Annotated in this window: 16 protein-coding genes and 2 pseudogenes; 11 read left to right on the forward strand and 7 right to left on the reverse strand. The window is 67.7% G+C overall.

Annotation, left to right across the window (positions count from 1 at the left end; translation table 11 throughout):
• Positions 1-213 (forward strand): hypothetical protein (locus RJ1_RS47015; RefSeq protein ID WP_073368541.1); only part of this gene is annotated, 213 nt, incomplete at its 5' end.
• Between the two features lie 253 nt (positions 214-466).
• On the opposite strand, the pseudogene RJ1_RS37960 reads toward RJ1_RS47015, so the two are convergent.
• A pseudogene (locus RJ1_RS37960) lies at positions 467-748 on the reverse strand (DUF4193 domain-containing protein); the annotation flags it as partial.
• 230 nt (positions 749-978) lie between these two features.
• Positions 979-1917 carry a phospholipase D family protein gene (locus RJ1_RS37965; protein WP_073368543.1) on the reverse strand — a complete coding sequence of 313 codons (939 nt, stop codon included), beginning with the start codon at positions 1915-1917 and terminating at the stop codon, positions 979-981.
• Between the two features lie 310 nt (positions 1918-2227).
• Here RJ1_RS37965 and RJ1_RS37970 point away from each other — a divergent pair, with 310 nt between their 5' ends.
• On the forward strand, positions 2228-2455 hold the full coding sequence (locus RJ1_RS37970) for a hypothetical protein (protein WP_061043295.1): 228 nt from the start codon (positions 2228-2230) through the stop codon (positions 2453-2455).
• Between the two features lie 95 nt (positions 2456-2550).
• Here RJ1_RS37970 and RJ1_RS47020 read toward each other — a convergent pair whose 3' ends face one another.
• The gene (locus RJ1_RS47020; protein ID WP_170008936.1) at positions 2551-2841 is read right to left on the reverse strand and encodes a hypothetical protein; all 291 of its coding nucleotides are present in this window, start codon (positions 2839-2841) and stop codon (positions 2551-2553) included.
• Here RJ1_RS47020 and RJ1_RS49430 point away from each other — a divergent pair.
• A pseudogene (locus RJ1_RS49430) lies at positions 2834-2914 on the forward strand (ParA family protein); the annotation flags it as partial. The gene RJ1_RS47020 and the pseudogene RJ1_RS49430 overlap by 8 nt on opposite strands.
• A 68-nt stretch (positions 2915-2982) precedes the next feature.
• Here the strand turns inward: RJ1_RS49430 and RJ1_RS37980 are convergent.
• The 3 genes from RJ1_RS37980 to RJ1_RS37990 form a co-directional block, all read right to left on the reverse strand.
• Entirely contained in the window at positions 2983-3417 is a 435-nt protein-coding gene (locus RJ1_RS37980; RefSeq protein WP_143048827.1) for a hypothetical protein, read from the reverse strand.
• A gap of 223 nt (positions 3418-3640) precedes the next feature.
• Positions 3641-4987 (reverse strand): helicase-associated domain-containing protein, encoded by a 1347-nt coding sequence (locus RJ1_RS37985; protein ID WP_073368547.1) that lies wholly within the window; start codon positions 4985-4987, stop codon positions 3641-3643.
• A gap of 8 nt (positions 4988-4995) precedes the next feature.
• A complete protein-coding gene (locus tag RJ1_RS37990; RefSeq protein WP_061043291.1) occupies positions 4996-5304 on the reverse strand; it encodes a calcium-binding protein in 309 nt (102 codons plus the stop codon).
• An 821-nt stretch (positions 5305-6125) separates the two neighbouring features.
• Here RJ1_RS37990 and RJ1_RS37995 point away from each other — a divergent pair.
• Together RJ1_RS37995 and RJ1_RS38000 are read left to right on the forward strand one after the other, a co-directional pair.
• Complete coding sequence (locus RJ1_RS37995; protein WP_061043290.1) at positions 6126-6719, forward strand: helix-turn-helix domain-containing protein; 594 nt, start codon at positions 6126-6128, stop codon at positions 6717-6719.
• Entirely contained in the window at positions 6716-7348 is a 633-nt protein-coding gene (locus RJ1_RS38000) for an RES family NAD+ phosphorylase (RefSeq protein WP_073368549.1), read from the forward strand. Before RJ1_RS37995 ends, RJ1_RS38000 begins: the two co-directional genes overlap by 4 nt.
• A 333-nt stretch (positions 7349-7681) precedes the next feature.
• On the opposite strand, the gene RJ1_RS38005 is transcribed toward RJ1_RS38000, so the two are convergent.
• Positions 7682-10162, reverse strand: a complete 2481-nt coding sequence (locus RJ1_RS38005; RefSeq protein ID WP_073368551.1) for an SEC-C metal-binding domain-containing protein — start codon at positions 10160-10162, stop codon at positions 7682-7684.
• Between the two features lie 296 nt (positions 10163-10458).
• On the opposite strand from RJ1_RS38005, the gene RJ1_RS38010 reads away from it, so the two are divergent.
• The 6 genes from RJ1_RS38010 to RJ1_RS38035 all read left to right on the forward strand — a co-directional run bounded on the left by RJ1_RS38010 (position 10459) and on the right by RJ1_RS38035 (position 16540).
• Positions 10459-10644 (forward strand): hypothetical protein, encoded by a 186-nt coding sequence (locus tag RJ1_RS38010; RefSeq protein WP_005572022.1) that lies wholly within the window; start codon positions 10459-10461, stop codon positions 10642-10644.
• A gap of 188 nt (positions 10645-10832) precedes the next feature.
• Positions 10833-11225 (forward strand): hypothetical protein, encoded by a 393-nt coding sequence (locus tag RJ1_RS38015; protein WP_073368553.1) that lies wholly within the window; start codon positions 10833-10835, stop codon positions 11223-11225.
• Positions 11222-13246 carry a hypothetical protein gene (locus RJ1_RS38020; RefSeq protein ID WP_073368556.1) on the forward strand — a complete coding sequence of 675 codons (2025 nt, stop codon included), beginning with the start codon at positions 11222-11224 and terminating at the stop codon, positions 13244-13246. Before RJ1_RS38015 ends, RJ1_RS38020 begins: the two co-directional genes overlap by 4 nt.
• A complete protein-coding gene (locus tag RJ1_RS38025; protein WP_073368558.1) occupies positions 13246-14043 on the forward strand; it encodes a hypothetical protein in 798 nt (265 codons plus the stop codon). Before RJ1_RS38020 ends, RJ1_RS38025 begins: the two co-directional genes overlap by 1 nt.
• 245 nt (positions 14044-14288) lie before the next feature.
• Entirely contained in the window at positions 14289-16283 is a 1995-nt protein-coding gene (locus RJ1_RS38030) for a cutinase family protein (protein ID WP_073368560.1), read from the forward strand.
• A complete protein-coding gene (locus RJ1_RS38035; protein WP_073368562.1) occupies positions 16280-16540 on the forward strand; it encodes a hypothetical protein in 261 nt (86 codons plus the stop codon). The genes RJ1_RS38030 and RJ1_RS38035 overlap by 4 nt, the downstream gene beginning before the upstream one ends.
• Positions 16541-17059: the final 519 nt, after the last annotated feature.

Raw genomic sequence — 17059 nt, forward strand, 5'->3', positions numbered from 1 at the left:
CGGCGCAGGTTCGCCGCCGACTCAGGGCAGGATGATGGGACCGTGAACGACCGAACCGCAGCCGAAGTCGAGCGTGAGCTCGACATGCTTGCCTACGTCCGCGACCGCCTCCGGGCATCGGAGGGCACAAACTTCCGGATCCCGACCACCGCCGTCGACCTGGTTCTCGATGAGCTCAACAGTCTCGAGCAATCGCCGTGGGATCAGAGCTGATTCCGTCCGTGCACAATCGCGCTCGACGACGGGCGACTGATCTTCGCCGATCCCGAAGATCTGACCATCGACCCGAGCTCCCACCGCCCGACCATGATCCGGATCCGGCTGTGCGGACACCCAGCAGACATCGGGTGTGATCGGCGGCAGACAGCGCCGCCTGCGGATGCGTCCGAGGGGTTTCGGGAGGCGGGGGTTCTCGGTGTTTCGGGAGTCTCGATAAGTCCCGGTGCCCTCAGGAAATCGATGTGTCCTAGGCGCATTCCCGGCAGACCACCTGGGCAGCGTCGGCGAGGCGGCTGCGGTGGTGGACGAGGAAGCAGCTGGTGCAAGTGAATTCGTCCAACTCTGGGGGATGACGTAGACGGTGAATTTCTCACCGGATAGATCGGCGCCGGGCAGTTCGAAGGATTCGGCGGTATCGGTGTCTTCGACGTCGACGACGAGTGACTGGGTGCCTTTCCCGGCTGGAGGTCAGCTGTTCGAGGGAAGTGTCCGTCTCGTCGGATTCGGTGACTGTCGGTGCATCGTAGTCGTGGCCATGGCTGTTTCGTCCTCATGCTCTGGGTGTTCGGATCCGCCAGGCCGCACCTAAAGTTGCTCGCCCCGCCTGGTGCGAGGTCAGTTCTACGGGTGTCCAAACGGGTCTACCCCGCCGGTCCCCGGGGATCGCGAGCGCTGGGGCGGATCCGTCAAGGCGCGACGAACGCACGACGCTCCGGTTTTGCGGCGCTGACTCTCACACTGACACAGACCCGCTGACGATCACAGGTCCCACAACCCCAGCAACGCGGACCTAAGGCCAGGGGAGCGGACGAAGTGGTCAGTCCGCAGCCGTGAGCCAGGGTGCCCGAGATCGGTCAGCGCCTTCTCGGCGTCTTCGAGGGGGAGCGGGGACAGGCCGGTGCGCAGGCGCAGGAAGTACAGAACCGCTCCACCGGACCGCGGGATCTTCATCGGGTCGGACACCACGACGGCCGGGGCGTAAATCCACTCGTCATCGGCGAAGACGATCACGTCGCCCCGCTTCACACCGCTGGGCCTGTCGAGGCGAAGCGATTCGAGCTGATACTTCGCCGCCGGGCCGCCGCGGCTGTGGTGCCGGCCCCGCTGCTCGTCGAGGACCTGTTGTTCGGTGCGGGTGGGTTCGTAGTCGACGACGTGTTTGACGAACATCCGAGTCACCGGCGTCGGCAGGAAATCTGTCTCGATGCGAACCCGGCCGGTGACCCCGGGTAATGGGACCGCGCGGCCGATCTCCCACTCCAGGATCGCGTCGTCCAGGAACACCTGATCGACCTCGGTGATCTCGTCGAGGCCGTCGATGAATGACCGAACCGCGGCGATGATGTCGGGGTCGTCGGTGATGACCACAGCGTCGTCGGCCAGGGTGGAGTTTCCCGACGCGTTCGCCGACCCGATCACCGCCCGGGTGTTGGTCGCGATCACCTTGGCGTGCAGGGTCGGCGACGACAGCACCCGCACCCCCTTGTTCACGTAGTACGCGAGGGCGGCGGGGGAGGTGGCGTGCGCCCGGACCGCGGCCTTGGAGGCGTTGACGACCAACAGGTCCCCGGCGCGCAGCGGGAGCAGCTCGGGTGCGTCCTGTCCGAGGTAGCCGATCGCGGCGTACCGGGCGCCGCGAGTGCGGATGGCGCGGGTGATGTGCGGCCACGGGCTCGGCCCGTGGAAGGTGGTCCCCATACCGACAGACGGTAACCGCCGACCGGCCCGAATGCCGATGGTCCTGGTGGATGCCTGCTCAGTATCGGAGGCCGACGCTGTCCACGCCCGCTGTCCACGCCCGCTGTCCGTGCCCGCTGTCCACGCCCGCTGTCCACGCCCGCTGTCCACGCCCGCTGTCCGCGCCCGCTGTGCACGCCCGCTGTGCACGCCCGCGGCGGGCTGGAGCGGGATCGGAAACGCTGCCCAACCCTAAAGAAGCTAATAACACCAAAAGCGGCTAAAGGTGGCGCTCCTACGCTGTAAGCACCACGACACCGGGAGAAGGCTCATGAGTTACGAAGCGATCTACGACGGAATCCGATATCCGCTCGCCGATGCGGCCGCCGCCCACGGCCTCGAGGAAGCTGTCCGGCGCATCTTCGAAGACAACGGCAACGGCGGATTCGTCGGTTTCGTCAGCCAGAACTCCACGGTTCGCCTCCTGATTACGCCGGCGACTCCGATCGCGATTCGGGGCAGCGACGAGCCGAACCCGAGCGTCATCTACCGCTGGTAGCCCGCCCCGCAGCCGACACCCCTGCGGGCCGTGACGGTGTGTCCGTCCTCGTGGATGAGTGGGTGTGCGCGAGACTTTCGGCAACTATCCACCGGTCAGCAGAAGGAGGGTATGGTGGCCAGCCTCATTCTCAACGGCATCACATACGACATCAGCCACACCAGATTCGAGGCCACCGCGAGCTGCTCACACGGTTCGCCGAGGGACACACCAGGGGAGTGACCATGTCCCTCACCCATGGCGGCGCTCGACACCACCTGATCAGCACACCCGGGGTGCCGATCACGCTGGTGGAATGACGGGTCGGCCCGATCCGGGAGGATCGCCGCCTTCGGCTTCGCGTGGAAGCTGCGGTGGTCATGGAACCGCGCGTGACGGCTGCCCATCGGAACCGACGATGCAAGCTTGTCGGGAGTGGAGCTCCTCGCAGCTCGCTACCTTCGAGCGCGTCAGAACGGCCGCAGCAACCGAGTGCATTCGACCGAGGGGGCACCGAATCCGGGGTTGCCGGGGCCATGACGGTCTCCTCAGGTCGACGTGCCCGAGCAGTTCAATAATGCGCGGGTGCGGGGAGAGGTGGTCCCTTCGTGGGTGCGCGACTCGGCTGTTGCGATGACCGCGACCGCGGCGATCGGCGACCACGCCGTGTCGGCAGATGCCAACCGGCAGCCGCCCATGATGACTGCAACGGCGGCGATGCCTGCGGCCGTCGTGACAGCGACCGGAACCGCGACCGTCGCTGCACCGGTGATAACGGCGTCCTCGACGCTCCCCTGCACCGGTCGTCCCGGCGGCTCGAAGGTCACCGCCCCGGTGATGACCGCGTCCGCTGCGGCAGCTGCTCCGGGTCGGTCCGCGTCCTCGACAGTCCCCGCAGCCAAGGCAACGGCCACGGCTGCGATGAGCACGCCGACCGTGGCTGCTGTGCAAATGAAATCGATGAAGGCTCTGGTCTCATCCATGTACACCCCGAGCAACACCGCGACTGCGACGCAGACGACGCCGATGGTCGCGGCTACGACGACCTACCCGGATTCCGTCGTGACGTCGAATGCGATGGTCATCAACGGAGGCGGACCGGGACGTTCACCGTCAACGCTCGCCTGTACCAGACGAACTCGGCCACCGCGACGGCCCACCTCCGGAAGAACGGGGTGCAGAGCCGGCGGTGTGTGACGACGTCGCTCAGGGGGTGGTCTGTCTCGGCAGGACGTAGCCGAGTTTCAACAGGGCCCTGCGGAATTTCAGTTCGTGTTCGAGTGGGACCGCGAGATGGCGGTCGCCGATCGGGAGGCACAGGTTGCGGAGTGCGCGGTCGCGGGTGATGAGCGCGGCCAGTGCGTCATCGGTGCATTCGATCACCCGGGCGTGGCCGAGGTCTGTCAGCTGGGTGGCGCGGCGGGTGACATCGGTGAGGAGGGTCGTCAGCGAGCCGGGCAGCTCATGAGTGGTCCGCTGGGCGAGGAAGGTGGCGAGGTCCTCGAGGTTGCGGCCGGTATCGATCGCGGACAACAGACTCGCGGCGGAGATGGTCCAGACCCGGTCCGCGGTGTGCGCGGCATAGGCGGACAGGAGAAGCTGATCACCGGGGGACAGGATTCCGGTGGCGACGACGTCGAGGTTGGGCAGGACCTTGAGCGCCGCGGTGGTCTCGTCGTCGGTGGGCCGGTGGTAGGTGTCGGTCAGGCCCAGGGCGTAGCAGCCCAGGGCGGTGAGTCGGATCGACTGCAGTCCGTCGTACCTGCTCAGCGCGTCCAGATCGTCGCCGCCCCAGTTGTCGTGGAAGTCCGATCGGGCGCCGGTGGGGTGGAGGTAGTCGAGGTCGAGCAGTCCTAGCGTGCCGGCGTACTCGAACAGCACCGCGGCCGTGTAGCGGCCCTCGAGGATCTCCCACCGGTGGTGGCCGTCGTAGCCCAAACTGCCGTAGTGGGAGTCGACGAGATAGAGCTTCCACAGCGCCATCTCGCTGCGGGCGACGGTGGGGCTCATCCCTTTCCGTCGCATGGTCGTGAATAGGGAATCCACGCTGATCCACTCTCCGGGTGGGCAGCTGGCCAATCCCTGCGCGACCGTCTGTCGGCGAGTCTTGGCCGAGGTGAGGACATTGCGTGCGCGCTGGCCCTTGATCTGCTCGATTCGGCTGAACTCGTCGATCACCGCGTGGGTAAGCCAGCGCTGCCACAGTTGCCGGATGACCTCTGCCGGCGGCCGACGCAGGGCGGTGCGGCCCTTGGGGGTCAGGTGGAGGCGCCCGCCCTCGATCTTGGCGAGCCCACCGGCCTGGATGATCAGCGGCCACGCGAACGACGCGATCGGGTCGTGCAGGTAGAAGTCGCCGTGCGCGAGCTGAGAGCCCACGGCAGCGACCGTCGCCGCGGAGGGGCGGCGGGTCTTCTCGCTGCACCGCAGTTCACCCGCCGCGCACAGCTGCAGCACCGTGTGCAGGTTCAGCGAGGCTTCTTGCTCGGTCGCTCGTATCCGGTGCTCGCCGATCGCGCTCAGGGGTCCGGTGTTGCCGGTGTTCACACTCATGTCCTCGCCTACCTCAGCCAGTGGCGGTATGCCTCGATCCACTGCGCACCGGCGGGCGGAGGCGTCGGCAACGGCAGATCGAGGATGGGGATGCGCTGTCGCGACCGGCCACGCGCGCAGATCACCACGATGTGTTCGTCGGCCAGGTCGATGCCCGACACGGTGACCTGGGCACCCAACACAGATGTCTGGAACGGCAGTTCGAGATGGTCGTCGAGCATGGTGTAGAAACCCGTGACGCATTCGCTGTCGTTGTAGCAGTCGACGGTGGCCTCGGCGACCAGGGCCGCGAGCGCCGCACGATTCGGTGACCTCACCGCGCCGAGGATAGCCGGACGCCGACCAGGCGTCCGGCCCGGTCCGCAGCAACGGTGCCACCCCGCCAGCTGAGAGCGGCGCGGTGGTTCACGCCAGCCCCAGGCCTCGACCCGTTCTCCACAACACAGCGCTCGTCCAGGTGGAGGAGCATCTCGATGCGCCACCAGTGTTGGGGAAGCTGATGATGACGCTGCTCATGCGCGTCACCTGGTTGCACCTGCTGGTGGGGGCGCCGGCAAGTGTGGGCTCAGCTATTCGATGGGCCTGGTGCGCCGCCGTGGAGAGGGCAGTTCCCGAGATGTGGTGGGTAGCCCCTCGTTGCGTGGGGCGGGGGACGCGCCTTGGAGTGGGAACATTGTGGGGCATTGGGTCGTGAGGGCCCCGACGACGTGATGCCTCTGATGACGTGATGCCTCTGGTGGGGATGAAGGCGTTACTCGGCGGAGGTGTCGCGTCCTGGTCCCTTCTGAGGGCGGTGTTTCGTCCTGAGGGCGGTGTTTCGTCGCGGCCGCTGGCGACGGGAGTCGCCACCGATGCGCAACGGCCGGGGAGTCAGCAGCTCGCGAGCTGGTAGCTCGGCAACGGATTCGAGCAGGCGAATCGCCACCAGAGGGTGCCTTATCGAAACAGGGTTTCATTACCGGGGTAACCCCGCCGCTGTCCCGGCTCGGCTTCGGGCTCCCGAAGCTGTCCAGGCGACATGTAGCTCGGTGAGATCAGAATGCTGCGATGCAATCTCGTGCTGCCTCGCGCGACCCCGCAGGCGCCAACTCCGGCGACTAATGTGCACAAGAGTGCACAAGCACGCTAAGATGTGCATATGAGGTCGTTGGAGAGGGTGGATTCGCTCGACGCGCTGCTGGCCAAGCATCACGTCGACCTCACCGCCCGCGAGATGCTTCGCGAACTCGACGCTGCACTCACCGCGGTACCCGCCGCGTCGGACACATTGTCGGCTGGAGAGATCGAGTTCCTCCGCACCCACGCCGGCGAGGGCGTCGGCGAAGTCCTCGACCAGTGGTCGTCGGTGGCCGAGATCCGCGCTCGCGCGGTGGAGATCGCGCGGCAAACCGTGACGGTGCTCGCGGATTCGTTGGACGTCAAGGAAGCGGCGGCGCTGCTCGGCATCGACAGGTCGGTGGTGTCCCGGCGGCTCACCGCGCGCACGCTGTGGGCGTTCGATCTGCACGGGCACCGCCGCATCCCGCGATGGCAGTTCGTCAGCGACGATGTCTTGCCGGGACTCAGTACTGTCGTGGCGGCCATCCCCTCGACCGCCAGCCCGGTGTCGGTCGCCGCGCTCATGCACACCTCACAACCCGACCTCGGCGACCGGACCCCTCTCGAGCATCTGGCCGCGGCGGCGGACCCGGCACCGGTGGCCGCGCTCCTGGAATCCCTCGACACCTGGTGAGCGGTCGGCACCCGAAGATTCCGCGGGCACCGCGGACCCCGCTCACCGTTGCCCCGGAGGACGTCCTGGCATACGACGGTGTGCTGTGGCGGATCCACCGCACCACCGGTCCCCACGTGGTGTCCTGGCGGACTCTGCGCACCTACGGGCCGATCGCGTCCATGCGCTACGACCCGCATCCCGGCCCCGCCCCGGCAGCGACCACGACCGGGGTCCTCTACGCCGCCTGCGATGTCGCCACCGCGCTGGCCGAGGTGTACCAGGCGACACGAACGATCGACACCACGATCGGGGCGCCTGCCCTGACAGGGTGGCGCCCGACCCGTCCCCTGAATTTGCTGAACCTCACCGAAACGTGGCTGATACGTCACCGCGCCTCGTACGCACTGCTGCACGGACCGCGCACTGTGTGCCGCACCTGGGCACGCACCATCCACCTGACATGGCCGCATCTCGATGGTCTGTACGTATCGTCCACCATGACCGGCCGTCCGAACGTCGTCCTGTGGAACCCCGCCGCCGACTCGTTCCCCACCGACCCCGAGTTCACTCGATCACTCGATCACCCGCGCGTGCGGCCGATCATCCGCACCGCCGCACGCACCATCGGATACGCATCGACGGTCTAACTCTGTCCCGGCCCGCACCGATCGGATTCGACTGGATCGTCGTCGCCGTGTTTGGTGCGGATCTCCGCCATCCCGAGTGCATACCGCACACCGCTGACCGTCGAGCAGGCTCTCGACGTCGCCTGAAGCCGGTTGGGTCAACCGTCCGCGGTCGTGCAGGCACCCGGTCGACACCTCGCCGCGCTACGAACCCGGTGGACACACGGGCACGGGCGGAAAACCCGCTCAACGACGCCCACCGTGCCGCCCTCGCCCTCGCCCCGGGAGCGGGACACGGTCGTCACCCTTGGGCGACGACTCGCCGGGTTCGGTGCGTGGGCGGCAGCCGGAACTCTAGAGTCCCAATGCTTCCCGCAGTCGGTGCGCGCTCATCGCCCCCGGGCGCTCCTTCTGCGGGAAGGAGTCGAGCAGCCGGATCAGGTCGTCGCGGCGGGTGGGATCGGCGGCGCACTGGCGCGGTGTGTGATCACCGAGGGCGGGGATCGAGTCGTCGAGCCACTGTTGCTCGTATCTGCGGATGTGCTCGTCGAGTGCCGCCGCGATCGCGGGATCCTCGGGGTCGAGGTCGACGGGGTGTGTCGGCCGAACGTTTTCCTGCGCCTGAGCCATCAGCTCCGCTGCCGGCGTCCGGGTCTGCTCGCGCAGTCTCGCCCCGGGATCGGCGGCCCCCACGGCGTCGACCAGCGACTCGAACCGCGGCTCGTTCATCGCCTCGACCTCGAGCACCCAGGGTTCGGTGTCCCGGGCCAGGTTCAGCACGCCGAGCACACTGCCCTGCTCGGTCCAGGTCCACCGGTCTCCGGCGGCGGCGCCGAAGCGGCGACTGAGCCTGCGCCGGATCCCGGCGGTGTCGCCCACGTCGAACACGGCCCGGCACGCCACCATCGGATGCCCGTCGGTGGTGACCAGCCGCGGCGGCGCGAACCGGGCGCTGAGGAACTCGACCAGCTCCTCGGGGTCGGTGGATTCCGAATCGAGCAACTCGATCAGCCGACCACGCTGCCCGGGCTCGATCGGTTCGATGCCGCCGAAGATCTGCATCGTGGAACCGGCGGGAACCACTCGGGCGCAGAAGAAGTCGCCGACCCGCAACTGCCTGCTGGCGGTCCGCTCGGTGACCTCCAGGCGGTCGCCGGTGCGCACGTCGCGAAGCGTCAGCCCCTCGCCCGGACGCACCGCCTCCACCTCGTGCACCGACCGCTCGGCGAGCAACCACTGCTGCGCGAGGAGCAGTTCGTCCGCCGGCAGCAGAACGCCGCGATCCTCGACGAACCGCTCGAACACTCCGCACTCGAACATCACCACATCCGCGACCAGCGGGTCGTCGAGCGCGTGATACAGCGCGAACGGATCGTCGTCGTGCGCGGACCGAATCTGGGCAAGCGAGATCAGCAGCGGCCGCCACTCGATGCCCTGCGCGAACGAGCCCGCCTTCTGGTACAGCCACCCAGCCCGCTGCTCGAGCGGGTGCTCGGCCCTGCCGAGGTGGCACGCCTTGAACTTGCGCCCGGATCCGCACCAGCACCGATCGTTGCGTCCCAGGTCCGGCCGGTCGACGGGTAGAAACAACTGGAGCAGGTCGTACATGGGTTCGCGATACGCACCCTCGACCCGGTCGAGCAGCCCGATCGCTCGCACCGCGTCACCACGATCGGACGCGAAGCGGGCCAAAGCCTCGAGCGCCTCGTCCCAGTTCGGGTCCACGGCCAGGGCCCGCTCGTAGTGCCGCTCGGCGTCCGCGGTCCGTCCGTCGAGTTCGGCCGCCTTGCCCGCCAGCCAATGCGCGGTCGGGGCGATCTTGCGGGGACCGCGGTCGCGGAGCACCGCGGCGGCCAGGCGCAGGGTTTCGGTGCCGGCGCGGCAGGTGGCGTACGCCTCGCCGAACGCGGCGCGGGCCGCGTTCGGGCGGGCGAGCCCGGCGAACCGGTCCCTCGCGCTCGTCACGACCGCGTCGACAGCGCGCTCGCGCTCGTCGTCGGGGGTGCGCTCGAGCACGCCGATCAGGGCGATGAACGCCATGACCGCTTCCGTCTCGTCGTCGGTGAGGTGGTGAGCCGCCGTGACCGTCGCGGCGTGCGCTTTCCCGCGATGGGCGGTGAAGTCGAATCCCCGGACCGCGATGTCGTCGCCGTTGCACACGTATCCGGCGTCGGTGATCAGGTCGCCGATCGGTGTGGTCGGCGCCGCGAACAGGGCCCGGTCGTCGGCCATCAGCTGCCAGATGATGGTGTCCAGGGGCTCGGGGCGGTCCATCGGCACCAGGTCGGCCAGCGCGACCGCAAGATCGGGTGCGGGTGCGGGTGGGGCCGCCGCGGCGGTGAGCCGCAGCTCGCCGTCGACGAAGGCGAGCGCGACCAGGTCACCGGCCCGGAATTCGACGAGTGCGTCCGGTTCGAGCAGCAGCGCCGCGTCCGTCGGCCAGTCGGGATCGTCGACGCCGCGCTCGTCGAACACGTCGTCGTCGAGGTCACGGAAGAGGGTGCTCAGCCCGCCTGCGGCCGGGTCGTGGTCGTCGAACGGCAGCAGGGGCGTCAGGTCCGGGTGGGCGTCGAGGATGCCGGACGCGATTTCCACGTCGGTGAGCCGGTGGGTGAGCACGCGTCCGGCGAGCAGGGCGTCGAGGGCCACGCTGCGACCGTCCGCCAGGTAGCCGAGCCGCGGATGGCCGATGTACTCGGCGAGTTCCTCCATGTCGGCGAGATAGCCGTGCCCCTCGGCGACCAGCCGCCGCGCCCATTCGTCGGTATGCATGGGCCCGTGCTCGCGGAGCAGGACCATGGCGGCTTCGGCAGTGGGATCTGTCGGATCGGTCACCGGGCCAGGGTATGCGATGTGTCCGCGCGTCTCGTCGAAAGGACCGTACTCGTCGCTAGGCGAGGGATTCGGCTGCGCTGCGGCGCAACAGTTCAACCAAATGGCGTCGCTGCGCCGCGCACGATTCCGTCAACCGATTGCCTGTCGGCAGCGACGAGCCCAACCCGACCGTCGTCTACCACTGGTAACCCCCGAACCGGCAACCCCCGTCGGGTCGCGACGGTGTGTCCGTCCTCGCAGAGGAGCGGTGTCCGCGAGACTTCCGGCAACGATCCACCGTCAGCAAAGGAGCTAGCGTGCCCAGCCTCATTTTCAATGGCGTCACCTACGGCATCAGCCAGACCAGGTTCGAGGCCACCCGGGAGCTGCTCGCACGGTTCGCCGAGGGACACACTCTGGGTGTGGCGATGTCGCTCACCCATGACGGCGCCCGGCACCACCTGTTCATCACCCCAGGGGTGCCGATCACGCTGGTGGAATGACGACTCCGCGGTTGTCGAGTCGTGACGGTTTCTTGCGCTGACGTGCCCGGGCCGTGTCTCCGGCGAGGTCGCCACCAGCGGCGTCAATCCCCGGCGGGAGGTAGCACCCCGGTCAGATCTTGGGCGCAAATCTGCGCGCAAACATGCCAGCGAAAATACCTGCAACAAGGCACGTAGTGGGTAGGGTGATGTCCGCGCACGTACACGGGCGGCACACCGAACACGAGTGGGTGGGGATGGCGAAGACAGGAAATTCCGGAGGCGGCGCCCGCCGCCGCCCGACCGGAGCCGGACGAGCCGCCGCGGGCTCGGCGAAGCGCGCTTCCGGTGCGGGAGACTTCGGTGGTCCGGGAACGCCGAGTCCGGAATTGACGGCGAAGCTGGAACCGAGGAAGGGCCCGACGAAGGTTCCGCTCAATACCCGCGTCCTGGCCTCGACGGAGGCCCGGTTGAACTGGCTGGTGAACAATCGCCAATCCACGGTGACCAACGTTGTGGACGTGGCCCTGCAGGAGTTCTTCGACCGCTGCAGCGTCCCGCCGGCAGATCATGACGGCCGGATCACCGAGCAGGAGTCATGAGCAGTCCGTGGGAACAGATACCCCTGTTCGCACTGCCCGAGACAACCCTGACGACATCTCCCTCTTCCACCGATGACGTTATCCCTGACGATGACGTTATCCCTGACGATGACGTTATCCCTGACGATGACGTTCTTCCCGACGGCGACGTTCTTCCCGACGGCGACGTTCTTCCCGACGGCGACGTTCTTCCCGACGGCGACGTTCTTCCCGTCGACGACGCTGTCTCCGTCGATGCTGCTGTCTTCGTCGAAGCCGATCAGGCGGGCTCGCGGCCAGCCGTTGCCGGACACCGTGAATCGTCCGAGCAGTGCGACGTCGCCGAAGCCGACGATGCCCCGACGTCGCCGTCTCCCGAGGTGGACAACGAAGCGGTGGACGGCGACGAGGCTGGCAGCGACACGACAACACCACCCGCACCGGTGTGGGAGTCGCTGCCGGTCGGTGCCGAGGCGGACGAGCACGCGTTGATCGTGACCGCCGCGGGGACGTACACACCGTCCGGGCGGGAGTTGACCGGTCCGGTCGATTCGGTCGAGAAGCTCGACAAACTGGTTCGCTGGGCCGCCCTGAAACCGTTGGGCGCGCCACCGCAGGTGTGGATCGTGGGCCAGGGCGCGTGTGAGGCGTTGGGGTGGGTGATCGACCCGGGCAACGAAGAGGACTTCGACGACATGGAGGCACTGCGCACCCGCGCCGCGTCCGAGCTGACCGCGGTCCTGCAGGCCGCCCTCACCCCGATGCTCAGCGCTGGGTGGGAGTTGCGCGGCGATCCGGGACACGTGGTGCACCTGTCCCGCAGCATCGGCAAGTTCACCTCCATGGTCGATGTGGTGATCGAGCCGTACGTGTGGACGTACTGGAACAAGGACTTCGGCTGGAACAACCGGGTCGGTGAGATGGGCATTCTCGGCTCACCCACCGCCGGAACGTATCTCCCCGACGACGACCTGCCGGCCGCCCGTGAGTTGGGTCGCCGGTTGGCGTGGTCCGCGAAACACCTCGGCGTACTGCCCGGGCCGACACCGGCCCGCACCGGCGCCGCGATCCTCGACAAGATCAAGCGCGAACGCACCCGATCGGGCAAGGGCATTGTGGTGGCGACCGCCGGCCCGGTACCACCGCTCGATGGTGCTCCCCGCAAGGAGCTCGAACCCGCGGTCGGCTGGGTCCGCGTGCCCGACGCGGAGGATCTCGACGGTGTACGCCGGTTGGTGTCCATCGACCAACGGGCCGCCTACCTGGCGTCGGCCGGGATGCTCGAATTCGGCTACGGGCAACCCACACATCTGACCGGTGGGGCGGCGGCCGCGGCGGCGGTGGGGGACAAGGGTGCCCCGTTCGGGCTGTGGCGGATCACCCTGCCCGCGGGGCAAACGTTGTCGCTGCCCGAGAAGCTGCCGCCCCCGCACCCGCACATGCGGGCGGATCAGCCGGTGCAGACGTGGGTCACCTCGGTCAGCCTCGACGGGTTGTGCTCACCGGTCGCGGATGGGGGGATCGGCGCCGACCGGGGCGACCTCGACATCACCGAGGCCTGGGTCTACCCGCAGCAGGGCCGCGTACTGGACAAGTGGGCGAAGATCCTCCGCGAGGCCCGCAAGAGCGCTGTTGACACCGAGGACGCCGCAATGAAGAGCTTCATCGGCTCCTGCTACAAGGGCTACATCGGGCGGATGGTCAACCCGGACATGTGGACTGCCAAGCAGATGCAACACCACCACCAACCGCTGTGGCGTGCGGCGATCATCGCCCACTGCCGGTGGCGCGGGCGGCGGGTGGCGATGCGGATCGCCCGCGAGCACGGCCACTGGCCGGTCCGCACCATCACCGACTCCTGGGTGTACCTGCTCTCAGGCGGTGAGGACATCGCTGACCCGAGCGAGGCGCTGGGGAAGATGTCGGTGGAGAAGGACACACTGCTCACCGACACGCTTCTGTCTGACCTGGCGTCGGCGGAGGACGTGCACGATGTGAAACTCACGATCAAAGCGGCATTCGCCGAGGAAGACGAGGACTGATGGCCCTGCATCTTCCGAAGCCGCGCACCACGAAGCCGCCGCAGCAGGCGGTCGGTCTCGATGGCCTCAAGGTTTCCGTCGCCAGCGCCGCGACCAGCGGTGTGGAGAAGTCGAAGCAGGTCAAAAGCGGGGGACTCGCGGGTCTGACCAGCAAGGTCTCGGTGAAACAGTTGCGTAAGGAACTCGGCAACGAGGGCCTGCGGCAGGCCGCGATCGATGCCGGCCGCACACCGCCGTCCGCCCGCACGTTGCGCCGGTGGGCCCAGCAAGGCCGCATCCCGCACGCCGACGTCCTCGAGCGTGCGCAACGCCGTGCCGCGATCGAACGCCTCGGCGGCATCGACGCTGTGGCCGCGAAGATCGGCCGATCCCGCTCCGCGGTCTCCCGATACCGGTCCGGGGAAACGAACGAGTTGCGCGCCGACGCCAGCAAGAAACTCCGCAACGTCAAAGCGCAGGACATCATGAAACGCGCCGGCGTACTGCGCCCCGACGGAACACCCAAAAAGGCGGTCATCCGCGTCAAGGGCGGCGTCATGGTCCGCAACGGCGCCGACGAGGGCTACGACTACCGCATCCGCACCCTGGACTTCGCGAACTCCGACACCCCGTTCACCAGTGAAGAGTCCCGTGAACTCGCCGCCGCACTGGCGAACGACGATCACGCCCGTGTCGTCGCGTTGCTCGAGCGGCACGCCACCCTCGACTACCCCGAGAACAAGGGCTTCGACACGTACAGCGACCAGTTCGGATTCCACTTCGACCACATCGACTCCGTCCACATAGACTGGATCTGATCTGAAGGGGACGTGCCGTTTCCGCAGGTCATACCGCGGGGAAGACACAGGAGTTGCGCGGAGGGTCGGGCGGCAGGCGACGTGCGACTGAGGGTTATCCACATACCCCGTTGAATCTGGCTGCCGAATTCGGTCACCGTATGCACCTCACCTCATCGGTGTGTGTTCTTCGGAGGCTGCGTGTGGCATCCCGGGGCCGCATCGAGGGGTGAGCTTCAACGCTCGCCGCTACTGATGAGGTGCCCATGCCCGCAAGACGTTCGAGAGCCCGCAGCGTGGTCGCTCTCGTTGCGTGCGCGACCGTCGCCGGCGGTTGCGTCGCATTGACAGCCCCCGCTATCGCGCACGCTGACCCCACCAGCTGTGCGGCGACGTTCAATTTGCTCATCCCCGGTACCTGGGAGACATCAGAGAACGCCGACCCCGGCCGGCCTGTTGGGATGCTGGCGCCGGTCGCTGAGGCCATCGAACGGGAGAACGGTAAGCAGGCCGAGATTTATGTTCTGCCCTATATGTCGCGAGCGTTCGACAACGGACACACCTACGCCGACAGCAAGGTTGACGCCCTCAGCAAGTCCAAGGCCGTACTTACCGACGTCGCGAGCAGGTGTAGAAACACGAAGTTCACGATTACCGGCTACTCCCAGGGCGCCGATGCAGCAGGAGACCTTGCATCTGGGATCGGCAACGACAACGGGCCCGTGCCCGCTGATCGTGTCCTGGCCGTGGGCCTGCTTGCCGACCCCGGCGCCGGCACCAAGGGGTCGGCGATTGTGGGCCCTCGAACCTCCGGCGAAGGCATCGCTGATCCACGCCCCCAGGGAATGGGCACGCTCTCTGGCAGGGTTGCCTCGATCTGCGATCCCGGGGACCTGTACTGCTCGATCCGCAAGGGCGACAACCCTCTGCTGGGCTCGCTCGGATCGATTCTGTCCAAGACCCCCAGCACGAACGGTGACACCAGCAACACCCGCGGCAACGACAACGACAATGCTCAGCTGGCCACCGCGCTGACCTCGGACTTCTCCGGTGCCGACCTGCCCGCACTCGGCGAGGGGGTCGACGCACTCTCCCAGCAACTCTCGCAGCCGAACATCGATGTCGGCGCGGTGGCCACGACCGCATCATCCCTCGCCGGCACACTCGCCCCGATCGCTGATCTGATCGACTCCGGGACCGCACACGCCGCCACCGCACAGCTTGCCACCGCCCCGGTGGGCAGCCCCGAACACAGTGCCTCCCAGGTACTTTCCAACGCCCGGGCATCCGACCTGTCCACCGCGCTGACCACGGTAACCACGATCGCCGACACCGCAGACAAGCTGGCCGAGTCGGGCTCGTCGACCATGGCCGGGGCATCGGAAGGCTTGCCGCAGCTGTCGGCCGCAGCCACCACCCTCGGTGGCCACCTCGCCCCGCTGACCTCGGTTCCCGCCGATGCGCTCGCATCGGCCTCCACTGTGCTGTCAGTACTCAAACCCGCCACGGTCGTCAACCAGGTACTCAACGTCGCCACCGGGGTGACCGCTCTCGACGTCCCCGGCATCCTGCACAACCTGACGGCGCTGCCGCAGAAGGTCGCCGCGCTCGACGCTCACGGTGCGCACCAGGTGGCGGGGGAGTTGAACAACCAGTTCGCGCCGTTGGTGAAGATGGCCGCGGCCGTGGATCTGCGCTGGGTGTCGCAGGTGCTGTCGGTCATCCCGGACCCCACCGGGTACACCCAGATCGCCGCACTCGTCGCCTCCATCCTGGGAGGCGTCGACGTCATTCGGCTGGCCACCCTCATCGGGCAGATCCAGGAAATCGCCTGGACCGCGGTGGAGAAACTGCTGCCGCCTCCCGGGCAGGCACCCGACCCCCTCGGCGCCGGGGCCGCGATGGCCGGCCTGCTGCCCGTCGGCCTCGACCTGGCCTCGGTGGCGGTGAACATGCTCTCCGGCAAGGCATCCAAGTCCCCACCGGAACTACTCGGCAAACCCACGAACACGGCCACCAGTATCAGTACCCACACGGAGAACGTTGATCTGCCGGCGTTGACCGGCTCCCTGACGACCATGGCCCAGTCCCGGGGTGCCGAGGACCTGACCGCCCTGGTCGGCGAAGGCCTGGAGGCCGCGAGTTTCTTCACCTCCGGCGCCCACACGAACTACAACGCCCTGGTCGTCGACAACGCCGGCCGCAACGCGATCACCTGGCTGTCCGACTGGCTCAATCTGCAGATCGGACGGTCCGTATGACCTCCCGCGCCCACAACCCGGCCGCCCGCTGGACCTTCTGCCACCTGTGTCATCACCGCGGCTACCACAGCCGCGCCGACGCCAAAGCCGTCCGCAAAAGGCACCCCGGCGAGAAGGGACTCGCAGTATTCACCTGCCCGCACACCACGGGAGTGTTCCATATCGGTCACCGCCCCGACGCGCTGACCAGCGGTCAGATCGACCGGCAACGACTGCGCAACCAAGCAGCCCGAACAGCAGGCGACCGACGCGGATGAGCCGAAACCGCAGCAAGATCCGACGCCCGATCGACCTGCCGTTCAGTGCCCTCGGCTGTTTCGGGGTCGCCGGCCACCACACTGGCGTCGCCGACATAAGTGGGTTTGCAATCTGGACGAACGACACTCCCGACGAGCGGATCCCGGTTGCAACATTAAAGCGTGACCTTGTAAAGTGTGGGTCTCGTGGGCGGCGAGATGATTCTCGGACACCTGCTGCCCGCGGCAGGCTGGCGTGCAACGGACCGGGGCGGGGGTGTGAACGCCATGTCCCACGGCAACGTACTCATTGTGCCCGTGCACCCGGCAGGGCGGCGATGTAACCGCCTCGCCCGCTACAAGTTCGGCGGCCGACCCGCGTGTGGGGACGTGCCGTCTGCCCAGAAAGATGCCCCGATGTGCCGCTCGAAAGCCCACGGCAGTGGCCGCCGCTGCCCTGGCTGCGGAAGCTACAAGGCCGCTGCAAAAGCCAACGCGAACAGACGACTGGGCCGTGAAGCCCGGAAAAAGGTGGTCGAC

The sequence above is a fragment of the Rhodococcus jostii NBRC 16295 genome, assembly GCF_001894825.1.
GTDB lineage: Bacteria > Actinomycetota > Actinomycetes > Mycobacteriales > Mycobacteriaceae > Rhodococcus_F > Rhodococcus_F jostii.